The organism is Streptomyces sp. HNM0575 (assembly GCF_012726265.1).
In the GTDB taxonomy this organism is placed as follows: Bacteria; Actinomycetota; Actinomycetes; order Streptomycetales; family Streptomycetaceae; genus Streptomyces.
On the sequence record NZ_JAASAG010000003.1, the window covers coordinates 669,744 to 684,116 of the forward strand.

Consider the following 14,373-nt stretch of genomic DNA (forward strand, 5'->3'; position numbering starts at 1 on the left):
TCCGTGTCCGTGAAGCGGCTTCCGTGCCGTGCACCCCATACCGTGCGGCGGAGCCCGCGGCCACCAAGCCAATCACGGGAGTCGCCGCCGCTCAGGAGAGAACGGCACCGCTACTGAGCATTCGTGGTCCGTTCACCGGATTTCCGGACGGCACCGGCGCCGGCCTGTGAAGGAACTGCATACGCCCTGCTCGCGGGGGACGAAGGCGCCCGGTGGGCCGCTACAGTGAGGCCGCCGTCGCCGCTCAACTGCCCTGCCACGGGAGGCCCTTGCGTGCTGCTTCAGCTCCTGATCATCTGCGCCTGGGTGGTCTATCTCCTGGGATTCCTCATGCTGCTGGCCGTTCTCGAACGCTTCCGCAGCAGGAGGACCCTGCTCCGCCTCATGCTGTGCACGGGCAGCCTGATCATCAGCGCCCTCATGCTCTGGGTGGCCACGAGCGCCGAAGTGCCGGAGACCTACGCCGGCACATCGCTGACCCGGCTGCTCGACACCGCTGCGGACTGGCTCCACTACGTGCTCGTGACGACGGCCGTCGCCGTACTCGTCATCGCCGCGGTCCGCGGTCACCGCAACTTCCGCACCCGCTGAACGGCGCGACGGCACCTGCGAGTTCGGGCGCCGGTGGTGAGGGAGGCGGTGGTGAGGGAGGCGGCGGCTCCACCGGTCGCGACCGCGATGCGGGAGAGCGCGCCTGCTTGCGTGACTTCGCACCTGCCACGAGAAGCCGGCGCGCTCCCGCCGGTCGGACGGCGGTCAGCCCACCGTGCCGTCGATGAAGGCCGCGCGGACGCCGGCGGCGTCCGCGCGCAGCAGACCCAGCGACTCGGCCGTCCTGCCCTCGGCGGTGAAATCACGTCCGCAGAGGGCGCTGCTCACCGCGATGAAGGAATCGGTCAACGGCAGTGAGAGCCCGACCCGTTCGGCAAGCGAGCTCCAGATGACCAGGCCGAACGGGATGTCCTCGGTGAAGTAGCGGTGGCCGACCGAGTCCGGCTCGGGGAAGGCCTGCTGGCCGTAGCCCTGCACGATCCGTTCGACGAAGCTTCCCTCTGTGACGCCGTAGGCGGTGGTGAGGAAGTCCCAGAAGCTCGTCGTCTCCGCTCCGAGGGCCGCCGCCAGGCGGAGGCGCTCCCTGTCGAGTGCGTCGACGACCTCGGCGATGCGGGGCGTGACCAGGGAGTGCAGCGGGTGACGGTCGGCGTCCTCGACGGTCTTGAAGTTCAGCACGGCCGGCGGGACGTGGTAGATGGGGTTGCAGTTGAGGAGGCCGACGGTCAGTGTGTCCCCGCCCGGCACGTACCGCTCTCCGAAGAAGGCCCGGAGGATCGCGAGGGCCTGGGGAGTGTCCGCGCTGGGAACGGCGGCCAGGGGGACCGAGCGCTTGACCGCCCCGATGTAGACGTTCGCGGGCTCGCGCAGGCGGCATGTGTACAGGCTGGTCGCCGTCTCCGCGACGAGGCAGCGGGTGCGGCCGGCGACCGCGAACATGCGGGCGAGCTCGACGCCGCTGCCCAGCACCCCGGGCTGGAACAGGACGAGTTGGGAGGGTTCCAGGACGGCCGCGAGCTCCTGCGATATGTAGGCGTGTGCGAAAGCCGGGGCGGCCACGGCGACGACCTGTGCGCCGTCGACGGCCTCCTTCAGGTCGGTGGTCAGCACGGACGGCTTGCCGTGACCGTCCACCTCGCCGACGACGTCGATGCCGCCCCCGTTGGCCCTGATCGGTTCGAGGTCGTGGCCCCACCGGTCGAAGAGCCGCACGTCGTGGCCCTGGAGCGACATGTGGCCCGCGATGGCCTGACCGACGTTCCCCGCGCCGATGATGGCGATGCTACCCATGCGAGAGCTTCTCTCTTTCTGTTGCGATCCGGCGATCCGTACGTCGCCTCGGCTCGGCTGAGGCTGAGGTCCCGCAGGGGGCTGTGTCCGTGAGAGCCCAGTCCTGCGGTCATCGGGCGCCGGCTGCTCGGCAGGAGCCGACGGCAGCGGCGCCCGAAGGGTTCATCTGACGGGCACGCCCGGCCCGAGCGGGATGCCGAGCGTGTACCAGAGGGCGAAGAAGCAAGCCCACGAGACGAGCACGGTGAAGCCGACGGGAATCGTGAAGGACAGCAGCGTTCCGATGCCGGCGCCCTTGCGGAACTGCTGGACGAACCCCAGCGCCAGGACGAAGTACGCGTTCATGGGCGTGGTGTTGGTGACCGAGTCCCCGATTGCGAAGGCCACCATCGCTGCCTGTGGGGCGAGCCCGATGTACATCACCAGCGGGACGATCACGGGGGCGAGGATGGACCACATCGCCGAGCCGCTGCTGATGACGATGTTGAGGCCGCTGATGGCCACGACGATCACGAGCAGGATGACGAGATGGGGCGCATCAAGGGACTTGAGGAGATCGGCCCCTTCGACGGTGATCACTGATCCGATGCCGGTCCACGTGAAGTAGGCGAGGAACTGCGCGACCGCGAAGAACAGGACGATCACGGGAGCGATCGAGCGGATCCCGTCCGCCATGGCCGACGGGACGGAGGACAGCCGGGGGATCGTGCCCACCTGCTTGCCGTAGACGATCCCGAGAATCGCGAACAGCAGCGCGATGAACACGGCGATGTTCACGACGACGACGGACTGGACGATGCTGCCGCCCTCTCCGCGGAAGGGGGAGCCCGGCCACAGCAGTGCCGTAACTCCCAGGACGTAGGCCACGAGCACCGCGGCCGACAGCTTCATGGCGCGCTTCTCGGCAGAGGTCAGCGCGATCGCGTACGGGGCGTCGCCGTGCTCCGGGGCCTCCTCCGGGGCCTCCGCGTGCCGGGCGCTGAAGACGCTGTCGGCGACCGCTTCGTCCTCGGGTATCGAGGCGAACTCGGGCCGCTTCGCCAGGAACAGGTCGACGGTGAGGGCGATCACGGCAGCGAGGAAGACCGAGGACGCAGCGGTGAAGAAGTATGTGGCGACCGGGGTGATGACGTAATGAGGATCGACGGTGTGCGCGGCCGCGGTCGCAAGGGAGGAGCGGACGGCGTCGGCCGGCGTGACGAGGGGACTGGCGTTGAAGCCGATCGCCGTCGCCGCGTAGGCGACCATCAGGCCCAGCAGAGGGCTGCGGCCCGCGCTTCGATAGGCCAGGGCACCCAGCGGAATCATCACGATGTAGGCCGAGTCGCTCATGACGTGTGCGGTCATGGCGCTCAGGGAGATGGAGAAGGTCAGCCAGCGCCTGGGCAGCCTGCCGATCGTGACACGCAGGAGCGCGGTGAGCAGACCGCTCTTCTCCGTGACGCTGACGCCGAGCAGCACCACCACGACGACCGTCAGGGGCGGGAACCCGGCGAAATTGTCCAGCGCGGACTTCACCGCGAACTCGGCTCCAGCGGTGGAGAGCAGGCTCTTCACCGCGACGGAGTCGCCCGTCGAGGGAAGCGTGACGGACACGTCGGCAGCGGCCAGCACGGCACTCGTCACGCTGAGGAGAGCCGCCAGGATCCAGAACAGCCAGAACGGATGGGGCAGTTTGTTTCCCGCTCGTTCGATGGCGCTGAGCGCCCGGAACAGCCGTTTCATGGACGGATCGGCGACCGGATCGCTGCTCATGGTCTGCGTCATCTCAGAGGCCTTTCGGGTTGATTGCGCTGGAGCCGTCTCGGGGACGAAGGGCGGGGCTCCGTCCGGCTCGCAGGCCTCCGCCGTCTCCGTGTGAGTCCGCGCTGCGGAGCCGATTCCGCGCATGACGGGTCCCGGAGGCGGCCGGGGGCCGGAGATCGAGGCCGGAGATCTGCTGTGTGAGCCGCGTCCGGAGGATCCGGACGGCAGGGTGGGACCTCGGCCGGGAGCGGTCCGGCCGCGCGTACTGGTGGGGACTGGTGGGGGCAGCCGCTCGGGGAGCGGTGCGGATGTGTCGCACGCCGCGGCGAGCTGCGTCGTGGCGCGCCCCGCGCCGGTGAGGCGGCGCGTCATGATCTCGGTTGCGGACTCGTCCGGTACGGGAAGGCCAGGGCCCGTTCCGGATGAAAACCGCCTGGTTGCTGAGGGGTTGAGGCTCGGGCGAACCGTGCTGCCGCGGTCAGGTGGCCGCCGCCGGCCGGATCGACCGGCTGGGCCCGTTGTCTCTAGGAGCCCGGTGGGGGATCGATGGTCTGCTCGAGGAAGAACTCGACGAGGTCGGGGCGGGTGATGTCCCACCTCGCTTCGGCGAGCTTGCCGTCGGCCAGCCAGGTCAGCCGGCGCAGCCGGATCACCGCCTGGCCCTCGGGTACGCGCAGCCGTGCCGCGGTCGCGGCATCGAGCGCGATGGGGTCGATGTAGATGCGGGATTTGACCGCTGGGATGCCCAGGTGCGCGAAGTAGTCGTGCGTCGTCAGGTGGTCGAGATCCTCCTCTTGCAGCCGGGGTGCCAGTGAGAACGGGATGACGGACAGCTCGACGGCGATCACGTTGTCGTCGACGTCGTACTTGAGCCGTCGCAGTTGATGCACGGGTATGTCGTCGTCCACGCCCGGCAAGTCCAGACCGGCGTCGTGGGCCTGCACCACCTGCGCGGACTCCACGGCATGCCGACCGGGGATCTTCGGCCCCGGCAGGGACGTGTTGACGAAGCGAAGCAGGTTCTCCTGCCGTGCCCCGTCGGTGACGAAGGTGCCCCGCCGGCGGTGGCGCTCCACCAGCCCGGCCTGCGCCAGCTCGCTCAGCACGCGCTGCGCGGTCGCGCGGCCGACCAAGTGCACCTGCTGGAGCTCGGCTTCAGTGGGAAGCCGACTGCCGGGAGGAAGCGCGCCGGAGCGGATCTGCTGCTCGATCTCGTTGCGGATCCGCAGGTATGCGGGAACTGCCATGGCCAGAAATGTAGGCCCGCTCAATTGACCGGTCAATACCTGTTTTTTGCAGTCAATTAACCGGTCGACCACGCGCCCGGTTGTGCGCGCTCACCAGCCACCCGGGGGGGCTTTGGCGCCGAAGGGCTCGGCCACGGCCAACCGGCATGCAAACGCCCCTCGGTGGGTGGATGCCGAGGGGCGTCGTTCCGTGTCCGGGTACGAGTGGCTTGTTCGGCCAGAGTGCGTCACATGGTCGGCGCACCTCTGCCCATCGTCACCAGCCGGCGAGGCCGGCGTTCACCTGCGCGTCGCAGATGTTGTAACCGCCCTTCGCATGGCCCTTCTTCGTCTCGCCGTTGACGGTGACCGAGCAGTGAATATCGCCGGAGCCTTGAAGCTGCGCGCTGACGTTGTAATACATCGCGTCATCGTTCAGCGGAAGCGTCTTCTCGAAGGGGAGCCCCTTCCCGCTGATGCTCTCGGTGTCCGACCCATAGGTGATGTCCATGGGGCCGAGCGCGCCGTCAGGGGCGGTGCCCCACACCTTGAATGTGACCTTCGCGGGGTCGGCCTTCGGCTTCGCTTCGTCCTTCGCCGGCTTGGCGGACTTCTCCGCGGCGGGCGCCTTCGCGGCCGGGGAGGGCTTGGCGTCGGGGGCGTCGGTGTCGTCGCTCATCACGGCCGAGCAGCCGCCTATCAGCAGGAGCCCGCCGACGAGGGCGCCGAGTACCTTACGGCCGGTCTTCCTCTTCGGGTGCGGCTCGGGCTGCGGCGGGAAGGGCGGCTGCACGTAGGGGTCGGGCTGGTTCATGTCGCGGGTGCTCCCGTTCCGTTGTTTGGTTGTTGATGATTGGACGACCTTCCTGCACGCATGGTTGTGCTGTGTGATGTGTGGATTTTTGGTGAAGTAGCCGAGTTTCAAGAGGCCACAGACGCCGACGAGTTGCTGATCACGACGATCGCCTGGGCCACCAGGACCGGGTCCGCACGAACTGCTCGCGGAGGAATGGCGCATTGCCCCGCCCGGCGGGTACGAGGCGCCAGCGGATCGCCGCCCAAGGGTCCCCTCCGGAACGAAGAGTCGCCCCCGGCCCCCAAGAGGCGTTCCGCGGCGAAGTGTTGCGGGCCCATTGCGGAGCCACGAACGGGCTGTTGCGGTACCGCCGAGGCTCGCATAGATGCTTGACCAGGCGTTTCCCACCTCCTTAGGTTCGCCCGCATGTCTGTCCGGCTCATCCGGAGGCGCAGCGTCGACCTGCGGCGCGTGGCCTCCTCCCTCTGTCGCTGATCCCAGGGGCGCCCGCCGCGCCCAATTCGCAGATGACGCGCGCGACGACGGTCATGGAGCCACGTAATACCTATGGAACGACTGAGCAAGACCCTCTTCACGGGTGGGAACGAACACCGCGCCCTGGACGACGCGGGGCCGGAGTTCGGCCCCGGCACCGTCGGCGCCGTCGTCGGGCCGATCGAGGTCGGCCCGCGTGAAACCGCCGGATCCCGGCTTGTCAGCGAGTACGGGCGGCAGCCGTGAACGTGGAGATCCTCTCGCTGCTGGTGCTCGTGGCCATGTTCGTGGTGGCCTCCTTCGTCCCTGTCAACCTTGGAATTCTGGCGCTCGTAGCGGCATTCCTGATCGGAACCGGTGCCGGTGGGCTGGAAGTCGACAAGATATTCGGCGGATTTCCGGGCGACTTGTTCATCCTGATCGTCGGCGTCACCTATCTGTTCGCGCTGGCGAACGACAACGGGACGTTGCAGCGGATCATCGACCTGGCGATGCGCGCCGTGGGCAACCGGGTCGCCGTCATCCCCTGGCTGATGTTCCTGCTCGCCGCGTTCGTCGCCGCGGCGGGAGCGCTGAGCGCGGCGTCGGTGGCCATCGTGGCGCCGATGGCGCTGCGGTTCGCCGACCGCCACAACATCAGCCCGATGCTGATGGGGCTCATGGTGGTGCAGGGGGCGACGGCGGGTTCGTTCTCGCCGCTGAGCCCGTTCGGCGCGATCACCAATGGCCTGCTCTCCAAGAAGAACCTGCCCAGCGAGCCGATGGGCCTCTTCTTCAACAGCCTGCTGTTCAACTTGGCGGTGGCCGTCTGCGTCTTCCTCCTCTTCGGAGGGATAAAGCTGATACGCGAGCGGGGGCGGCAGCGAGTGGCGTTCGCGACGGCGGCCGCGGTGCCGGACACGACGACCACACCCGCGGGCGGGGTGGCGCTCGGGCCGGACACCGAAGAGAACGAGCCCGACGCCGAGGAACCGAGGACCACCAACTCCGATGAGGACACCGGCGGTTCCCGCGAACCGAAGGGCGCCGGACACCTGGAGCTGAACCAGAAGAGTGCGACGCTGCACCAGGTGTGCACCGTCGTCGCGATCGTCGGCCTGGTGCTGAGCACATCGCTCTTCCAACTGGACGTGGGCTTCGTGGCGCTCACCGCGGCGGCCGCGATCACGCTGATGGCGCCCTCGCGGTACGCGGAGAGCATCAAGCACATTCCGTGGTCCGCTGTCCTGCTGGTGTGCGGCGTCCTGACGTACGTGGAGGTCCTCAACCAGATAGGAACGATCGACTACTTGAGCGACGCCCTCACGGCCTCCGGGAACCCCTTGCTCACCGCCCTCGCCGCGTCCTACATCGGCGGCGTGATCTCGGCGGTCGCCTCGACGGCCGGCGTGCTCGGTGCGTCCATCCCGCTGGCCATACCCCTGCTGGAACAGGGCGCGCTTCCCATGCTCGGCACGATCAGCGCGATCGGCATATCCTCCAGCGTCGTCGACGTCAGCCCGCTGTCGACGAACGGGGCGCTCCTGGTGGCCAACCAGCGCAGCGTCGAGCCACGTGTCTACTTCCGCCGCCTGCTGTCATGGGCGCTGATCGTCATCGCGCTGGCCCCATTGCTGAGCTGGCTCATCTTCGTCGTCCTGTGAACTCCGAACCCACAACCCGAAGCGCCGAATCCGGCTCCGTACGTACGCGGAGGCGTCTCGCACGGAAGTGATCTCCCGTCCAGACCTCTCCCTCAGACGGGGAGCAGGGGCTCGGTGGTGGGGGCGCGCACTCCGGGGAAGCTGAGCGTCCGGTAGACGGCGATGCCGCCTGCCAGTTCGGCGCATGCCCGGGCCGCCTCGGTGGCCTGGCGCGTACACGACGGGTCACGGGAGTCCAGGAGCAGTCCGAGCGTCGTACCGCTGTGCCCGACGGCCACTCCGAGACCGCCGACCTCACGGCAGATCTCCAGCATCGGCTCCAACGACCGCTTGTAGCGGTGCGGCTGATTCATCAGCGCGCTGCGGGTCGCGACCCTGCCCACCTCTGCCAGGTCGTGACGCGGGATGGCGTCGGTGAGTCTGTCCAGCAGACGGGCGTACTCGTAACCCTGCGCTGTGGAGAAGGACTTGGGGATGCGGTTGTAGGCGACGGTGTCCACCGCGCCGCCCTCGTCGATCCCCACCACCGTCATCGCCGGAAGGGATCCGAGGACCGCACGAAGCCGCACCCGCCGGTGGTGGAACGCGACGATCCCCGGGTAGAGCACACCGTCGGTGGGCTCGATCCGGGCCAGCAGTCGCTCGATCCTGGCGGGCGGCATCGGTGTGCCGAGGGCCTTCGCCACGGCCCGGGCGGTGGCGACGAGGTCCGCCGACGAACTGGCCAGCCCCTTTCCCTCGGGGATCACACTGCTGAGGGCCAGTTCGCCCCTGACGGGACGATGCTCCTCCTCGACGATCAAGCGGACCAGCCGCAGTGCCTTCTTCTTGTGCACGGGGCGCACGGTGATCGCCGCGGCGCGCGGGTCCTGACGGAAAGTCGCCATGCTCCACCGGGCGACCGGCAGGGTCACGAGGAAGTCGCCACCGTCCTCCGGCAGCACCCCCTGCAACAGTTCGCCGAACGTGCCGAACGCCGTGGCCGTGCCCGTCGGTTCCTGTCGCGGTCTCACGTCGTCGGAGCGCTTCACGTCTTCCTCTCTTCTTCCTCTGTGGACCCACCTGGACGTGGACGTGGGGGAGGGGCTTGTCGCCTACGAGCAGGGCCAGTTGACGGCCTGACGTGACTGACGGTGCCGGTCGGTGTCGAGGACCTGGTGCGGGGATGTCGACGAAGCGTTAGATGAAACTGATAATCGTTCTAGCCTATCCTGGCGCCAGGAGGCAAGTGGGCCTCGCCTGTGGTCAGGGCCTTGCGAGTCGAAGGGCGGGTCCACGGGGTGGGGGTGCGCGATGATGCTCTTGACAATCATTTCCATTTAATAGACGCTCGCTGACGCAGGGCAGCCGCTCGGATCGAGCCGTACGTCCGCATCAGTCGTGCTGCCAGAACTGCGGCGGAACGCCCCGGAGTTCGCCTCCAGCGGGAGGCACGAGCCATGACGCAGCAGTGCAGCCGGCCGGGACGGGACCCACAGGAAGACCCCAGCAGGAGGAGCGATGGGCGAGCAGAACCGTATGAGGACAGCACTCTCCGCCGGCGACCCGGCGGTGGCCAGGGCGTGGGCTCTCCGCGAAACCCTTCCGCCCACGCTTCCCGCGGACGAGATCATCGCCCTGAACGCTCCCAAGGCGGACCTGCACACACGGCGCACATACGCCTACCGGGACTGGAAGTTCGAGGTGCCTCCCGGCGTCTTCTTGCCTGGAGAGACGAGCCGGATGATCCACGACCGGATACTGGACGGGACCATCCCCGTCAGCGGCAGGTCGTACGCCGCGATGGGGGCCGGTCTTGGTGTCGAGGCGGTCGTCGCCGGGCTCCGCGGGGCGACGGAGATCCACGCGATGGACGTCGACCCGGAGAGCGTCCGGGCGATGACGGAGGCCTATGAGCGCATCGTGGGAGACCGGCCCGGAACCTTGTTCCACCCGTGGGTCTCCGACCTGTTCGACAGCGTGCCCGACGGAGCACGGTTCGACGTCGTCACCTTCAACCCGCCCGCCGTGCGGGAGACGGTGAGTGAGGACCCGGCTGTCGTGCGCAACGTGTGCGTGGGGATCGGCATAGCCCGGCGGTTCTTCGACCAGGTCGTCCACCGGGACCTGCTGGCGGACGACGGCGAGGTCTACTTCATCGTCTCCAACACCTCCGAGATGCGGAACATCGTCGGGTACGCGATCGAGTCCGGATTCGTACCGGAGGTGATCCACCGTCAGTTGTGGGACACCGACAACGTGCAGACCTTCCTGTTCAAGTTGCGACGGATCGCAGCGGTCTGACGGGCCGGAGATGCACTCACATATCGCGGAAGCGATCAAGCAGCCCGACCTGATTCGCGTCCGGCCGGATCTGCTCTGTCTGCGCTTCGAATCGATGAAGATCTACTCGGCCCTGGGTGCGGTGCGTCATCTGCTCGACTCGGGGGCCGTGAAGCCCGGCGACACGCTCATCGACAGCTCAAGCGGCATCTACGCGCAGGCCCTTGTGCTCGCCTGCCACCGCTACGGGCTCAAGTGCCACATCGTGGGCTCCACGACCGTGGACCGGACGCTCCGCGTGCAGCTGGAGATCCTCGGCGCCACCCTGGAACAGGTCGAGCCGTCGAAGAACCTGCGACTGGACCAGGAACTGCGGGTACGCCGGATCGCGGAGATCCTCGAGGAGAATCCGTCGTACCACTGGATGCGGCAGTACCACGACGAAATCCACTACTACGGCTACCGCGAGGTCGCCGGCGTCATGGACCGGGAAATCCCCGCGGGGCCGGTCACGTTGGTCGGCGGCGTCGGCTCGGGGGCGTCGACCGGCGCCATCGCCACGTACATGCGGGAATCCGGCCGGGACGTGTCCGTCGTGGGTATACAGCCCTTCGGCAGCGTGACGTTCGGATCGGAGCACGTGCCGGACCCGGACATGATCATCGCCGGCATAGGCAGCGCCATCGAGTTCAGGAACGTCCGGCACGACCTGTACGACAGGATCCACTGGGTCAACTTCGAATGCGCCTTGTCAGGATCCGTCGAACTGCTGCGCAGCACCGGCATATTCGCCGGGCTCTCGGCCGGGGCGGCCTACCTGACCACCCTCTGGGAACGACGCGGGGACGGCTCGCGCACGTACGTCTTCATCGCGGCCGACACGGGCCACCGCTACGTCGGGGACGCCTATGCGCAGCACCGTGACGCCAAGGACATCGGGACCCTGAGGCCGCACGAGATCACCTCCCTCGACGACTTGAAACCTCCTTGGTCGGCGGCTTACTGGCGCGACATGTCCCCGCCGCGACGCGGCAGTTGAGACCCCGCGACGAAAAGGGACCCCGCCGCTCGGAGAGAGGCGGGCCGATCCCGAATCGGACAGCACGAATCCCATCCGCAATTCGACGAGAGAACTGAGAATGCCGTACCCGAAGCCGCACACCGTCGCGGAACTCACCGAGGGAATACTGGAGGGGGCCTACGGTCCGGATCCGAAGGACGTGACGGTCACCAGCGCCTTCTGGCTTTACCACACGACGCGGCTCGCAGGCGGCGACGTCACTTACCACAACCACTATCTCCTGCTGCGCGCCGGAGACAGCTTCGGAGCCTGCTCCTTCGAAGCGGGTGAACTGGGCCCCGAGTTCTGCGAGAACGCCTCCGGCTTCCCGCTGGAGAGGCTCTTGCGCAGCGAGTCCGCCTCAGTGCGCATCGCCGCCCTGGACGCCTACCTCTCCCGGGTCCGGCCGCACCGGGAGGCCGTTGAAGCCGAGCCGGTCACACTGCCCACGGGAACGCCTGAAACGCGGGCGAGGGCGCGGGACGCCGCCATCGCCGGACTCCTCGACCTCGAACCGGGTGCCCGGGTCGCCTTGATCGGCGTCGTGAATCCACTGATCGAAGCGATACGTGAGCGGGGCGGCGTCGCTCTGCCCTGCGACCTGAACCTGCGCACCACACAGTGGGGCGAGCCGGTCTCGGACGACATGACCGAAGTCCTGGAGCAGGCCGATGCCGTGGTGGCCACCGGAATGACCCTCGGCAACGGCACATTCGACCTGATTCTCGAGCACTGCCGGCAGCACGACGTGCCGCTCGTGGTCTACGCACAGACCGGCAGCGCCGTCGCCCGCGCGTTCCTCCCCAGCGGTGTCACCGCGCTGTCCGCCGAGGCCTTCCCGTTCTCACAGTTCAGCGCGGACGCGACGGTCCTCTACCGCTACCGGGCCGGCAGCTCTGCGGCGGCACTCGAGGAGGCATCGTGAGCGCCGGGACCGCACAGGTGAAGCGGGAGGATTCCGAGACGGGTGAGCGGCTTCCGGGCGATCTGAAGATGACGCGCACCCTGTGGCCCGTTCTGCTGGCTTCAGCGGTCGGGCTGCTGCCGTTCACCGTCTTCAGCACGTATCTCGTACCGATAGCGGACGAGTCCGGCAGCAGCGTCGCAGCGATGGGCGGGCTGCGCGGACTCGGGGGCCTCGCCGCCCTGTTGGTGGGTACGGCGCTGGCACCGCTGATCGACCGCATCCCCAGGGAGTGGGCCGCGGCCGGGGGACTCGGCGTTCTGGCAGTCTCGGCTGCCCTCGGAGCGAGCGGCGAGTACATCCTTCTCGTGGCGTTCTGCCTGCTCGTGGGCGCGGGCACTGCCGTGCTCAACCCGGCTCTGACCGCTGCGGCGGCCGACCGGTTCGGTGCCGGCAAGGCGGCCAGCCGGGCGGCGACGCTGGTCACGGCGACCCAGTCCATGACGGCCATGCTGGCGGCGCCGGTGATCGCGCTGCCCGCGGTGTTCTGGGGATGGGAAGGGGATCTTCTCTCGGTCACGGCCGTCTCGCTGCTGCTCGCGATCATTCTGCTCTCCAGGCGCGGGCGTTCCGGGGCGGAGGAAGAAGAGGCCGACACCAGCGGGAAGTTGAGCTACCTCGCTTCGTTCAAGGCCCTTGCCGCGGTGCCCGGTGCGGTGCCGCTGCTGCTGATCTCCCTTCTCCGCACTGCCGTGTTCATGGGATATCTGGCGTACCTGGCGGCGTACTACGACAGCCGCTTCCAACTCGCCCCCGGTCTCTTCTCGTTCGTCTGGACACTCAGCGGCGCGTCGTTCTTCGTGAGCAACCTCCTCACAGGGCGTCTGACGAACTCCGCCCAACCCCGCGTGCGTACCGAGCACTTGCTGATCCTGGGCCTCCTCGCGGCCCTGGCTTCCGTCGTCGGCTTCTACTTCACGCACTGGCTTCCGGCGGCTCTCGTGCTCACCTCGCTCCATGCGGCGAGCCACGCGGTCGTGGCCGCGTGCGCGGTGAGCCTTCTGGTGAGGCGCTGCGGGGCGCTGCGCGGGTCCGCGCTGAGCATCAACGCGGCAGGCATGAGCCTCGGCGTCTTCCTGGGCGCATCTCTCGGCGGCCTGGGTCTCGGCATCGCCGGCTATCCCGGCGTGGCACTCGTCTTCGGCATCCTCACCGCGGCGGCACTGGGCGCCGGCTTCCTGGTCTCCCGGCTCCCGTACGAAGCCGGCGGTGAGGACGGCGAGGTCGGCGAAGAAAAGGCGGAGTCATCTGATCCGCCGGCAACGCGGTGACCCCGGTGACCCGCCCTCCCGAGCCGTCCTCCCCACGCAGGGGTCTGATGCCGGTCTGCGCCGGTCTCCTCGTCCTGCTGCCGGTGTCCGTGCTGGTGGCGATCGGTCTGGGAACGGCGGTGGTCACGCCGGGCGATACGGCCCGGTACCTGTGGGCCGCCCTGAGCGGCGGGGAGATCGGCCCGAACGAGGCGACGACGTATCAGATCGTCTGGGAGATCCGCACGCCACGCGTACTGCTGGCCGCGCTCGTCGGGGCGGGGCTGAGCACCATCGGGGTCGCCGTCCAGGCGATGGTGCGCAACGCCCTGGCCGATCCGTACGTGCTGGGCGTCTCCTCCGGAGCGTCCGTCGGTGCCGTGAGCGTCACCGTCACCGGGGGGCTCGCGGGCCTGGGGGTCTACGCCATGTCAGCCGGCGCCTTCCTGGGGGCGCTGGCGGCCTCCGCCCTCGTGTACGCCGCTGCCGCCGGCCGGGCCGGGATGTCCCCGTTGCGCCTCATCCTGACCGGCGTCGCCATGGCGCTCGGCTTCCAGGCCGTGATGAGCGTGATCATCTATCTGGTCCCCAGCAGCGAGGCCACCAGCACGGTCCTGTACTGGACGATGGGCAGCTTCGGTTCGGCGACGTGGGCGGCCCTGCCGGCGGTCGCCGTCGCGGTGCTGCTCGGACTCGTGCTGCTGAGCCGCCGCAGCCGCGCCCTGGACGTGATGGCACTCGGCGACGAGACGGCTGCGAGCCTCGGCATCGACCCCGACCGGCTGCGCAAGGCGCTCCTGGTCCTCGTCTCGCTCGTCACCGGAGCCATGGTGGCCGTGAGCGGTGCCATCAGCTTCGTGGGCCTGGTCATGCCCCATCTGGTGCGCATGGTCGTCGGCGCCACCCACGCACGCGTACTCGCGGTCGCTCCGCTCGTCGGGGCCGTCTTCATGGTGTGGGTCGACCTCGTGGCCCGGACGCTGGTGGCCCCGCGGGAACTGCCCCTCGGCGTCATCACCGCACTGATCGGCGTTCCGGTCTTCGTCACCTTGATGCGCCGCCGGGCCTACATGTTCGGAGGCCGCTGAG

13 protein-coding genes are annotated in these 14,373 nt (G+C 68.5%); 8 read left to right on the top strand and 5 right to left on the bottom strand.

Annotated elements, in window-relative coordinates; translation table 11 throughout:
* Positions 1–273 precede the first annotated feature (273 nt).
* Positions 274–591 carry a hypothetical protein gene (locus HCC61_RS10880; RefSeq protein WP_169135075.1) on the top strand — a complete coding sequence of 106 codons (318 nt, stop codon included), beginning with the start codon at positions 274–276 and terminating at the stop codon, positions 589–591.
* Positions 592–756: 165 nt separating this feature from the next.
* Here the strand turns inward: HCC61_RS10880 and HCC61_RS10885 are convergent, their stop codons facing one another.
* The 4 genes from HCC61_RS10885 to HCC61_RS30645 form a co-directional block, all read right to left on the bottom strand.
* A complete protein-coding gene (locus HCC61_RS10885) occupies positions 757–1,842 on the bottom strand; it encodes an NAD/NADP octopine/nopaline dehydrogenase family protein (protein WP_169135076.1) in 1,086 nt (361 codons plus the stop codon).
* A gap of 162 nt (positions 1,843–2,004) precedes the next feature.
* Positions 2,005–3,609, bottom strand: a complete 1,605-nt coding sequence (locus HCC61_RS10890) for an AbgT family transporter (RefSeq protein ID WP_169135077.1) — start codon at positions 3,607–3,609, stop codon at positions 2,005–2,007.
* Positions 3,610–4,112: 503 nt separating this feature from the next.
* The gene (locus HCC61_RS10895) at positions 4,113–4,835 is read right to left on the bottom strand and encodes a GntR family transcriptional regulator (RefSeq protein WP_169135078.1); all 723 of its coding nucleotides are present in this window, start codon (positions 4,833–4,835) and stop codon (positions 4,113–4,115) included.
* Positions 4,836–5,091: 256 nt separating this feature from the next.
* The gene (locus HCC61_RS30645; protein ID WP_240968775.1) at positions 5,092–5,628 is read right to left on the bottom strand and encodes an MmpS family transport accessory protein; all 537 of its coding nucleotides are present in this window, start codon (positions 5,626–5,628) and stop codon (positions 5,092–5,094) included.
* Between the two features lie 549 nt (positions 5,629–6,177).
* Here HCC61_RS30645 and HCC61_RS10905 point away from each other — a divergent pair.
* On the top strand, positions 6,178–6,351 hold the full coding sequence (locus HCC61_RS10905; protein ID WP_169135079.1) for a hypothetical protein: 174 nt from the start codon (positions 6,178–6,180) through the stop codon (positions 6,349–6,351).
* Positions 6,348–7,748 (top strand): SLC13 family permease, encoded by a 1,401-nt coding sequence (locus tag HCC61_RS10910; RefSeq protein WP_169135080.1) that lies wholly within the window; start codon positions 6,348–6,350, stop codon positions 7,746–7,748. The genes HCC61_RS10905 and HCC61_RS10910 overlap by 4 nt, the downstream gene beginning before the upstream one ends.
* A gap of 92 nt (positions 7,749–7,840) precedes the next feature.
* Here the strand turns inward: HCC61_RS10910 and HCC61_RS10915 are convergent, their stop codons facing one another.
* Positions 7,841–8,779 (bottom strand): kinase, encoded by a 939-nt coding sequence (locus HCC61_RS10915; RefSeq protein ID WP_169135081.1) that lies wholly within the window; start codon positions 8,777–8,779, stop codon positions 7,841–7,843.
* 469 nt (positions 8,780–9,248) lie between these two features.
* On the opposite strand from HCC61_RS10915, the gene HCC61_RS10920 reads away from it, so the two are divergent.
* The 5 genes from HCC61_RS10920 to HCC61_RS10940 all read left to right on the top strand — a co-directional run bounded on the left by HCC61_RS10920 (position 9,249) and on the right by HCC61_RS10940 (position 14,372).
* Entirely contained in the window at positions 9,249–10,031 is a 783-nt protein-coding gene (locus HCC61_RS10920) for a methyltransferase (RefSeq protein WP_169135082.1), read from the top strand.
* Between the two features lie 10 nt (positions 10,032–10,041).
* Positions 10,042–11,049 (top strand): pyridoxal-phosphate dependent enzyme, encoded by a 1,008-nt coding sequence (locus HCC61_RS10925; protein ID WP_169135083.1) that lies wholly within the window; start codon positions 10,042–10,044, stop codon positions 11,047–11,049.
* A gap of 100 nt (positions 11,050–11,149) precedes the next feature.
* Positions 11,150–11,995, top strand: a complete 846-nt coding sequence (locus HCC61_RS10930; protein WP_169135084.1) for a DUF364 domain-containing protein — start codon at positions 11,150–11,152, stop codon at positions 11,993–11,995.
* Positions 11,992–13,305 carry an MFS transporter gene (locus HCC61_RS10935; protein ID WP_346777130.1) on the top strand — a complete coding sequence of 438 codons (1,314 nt, stop codon included), beginning with the start codon at positions 11,992–11,994 and terminating at the stop codon, positions 13,303–13,305. Before HCC61_RS10930 ends, HCC61_RS10935 begins: the two co-directional genes overlap by 4 nt.
* A 47-nt stretch (positions 13,306–13,352) precedes the next feature.
* Positions 13,353–14,372: an iron ABC transporter permease gene (locus HCC61_RS10940; RefSeq protein WP_169135273.1), complete on the top strand. Its 1,020-nt coding sequence runs from the start codon at positions 13,353–13,355 to the stop codon at positions 14,370–14,372.
* Position 14,373: the final 1 nt, after the last annotated feature.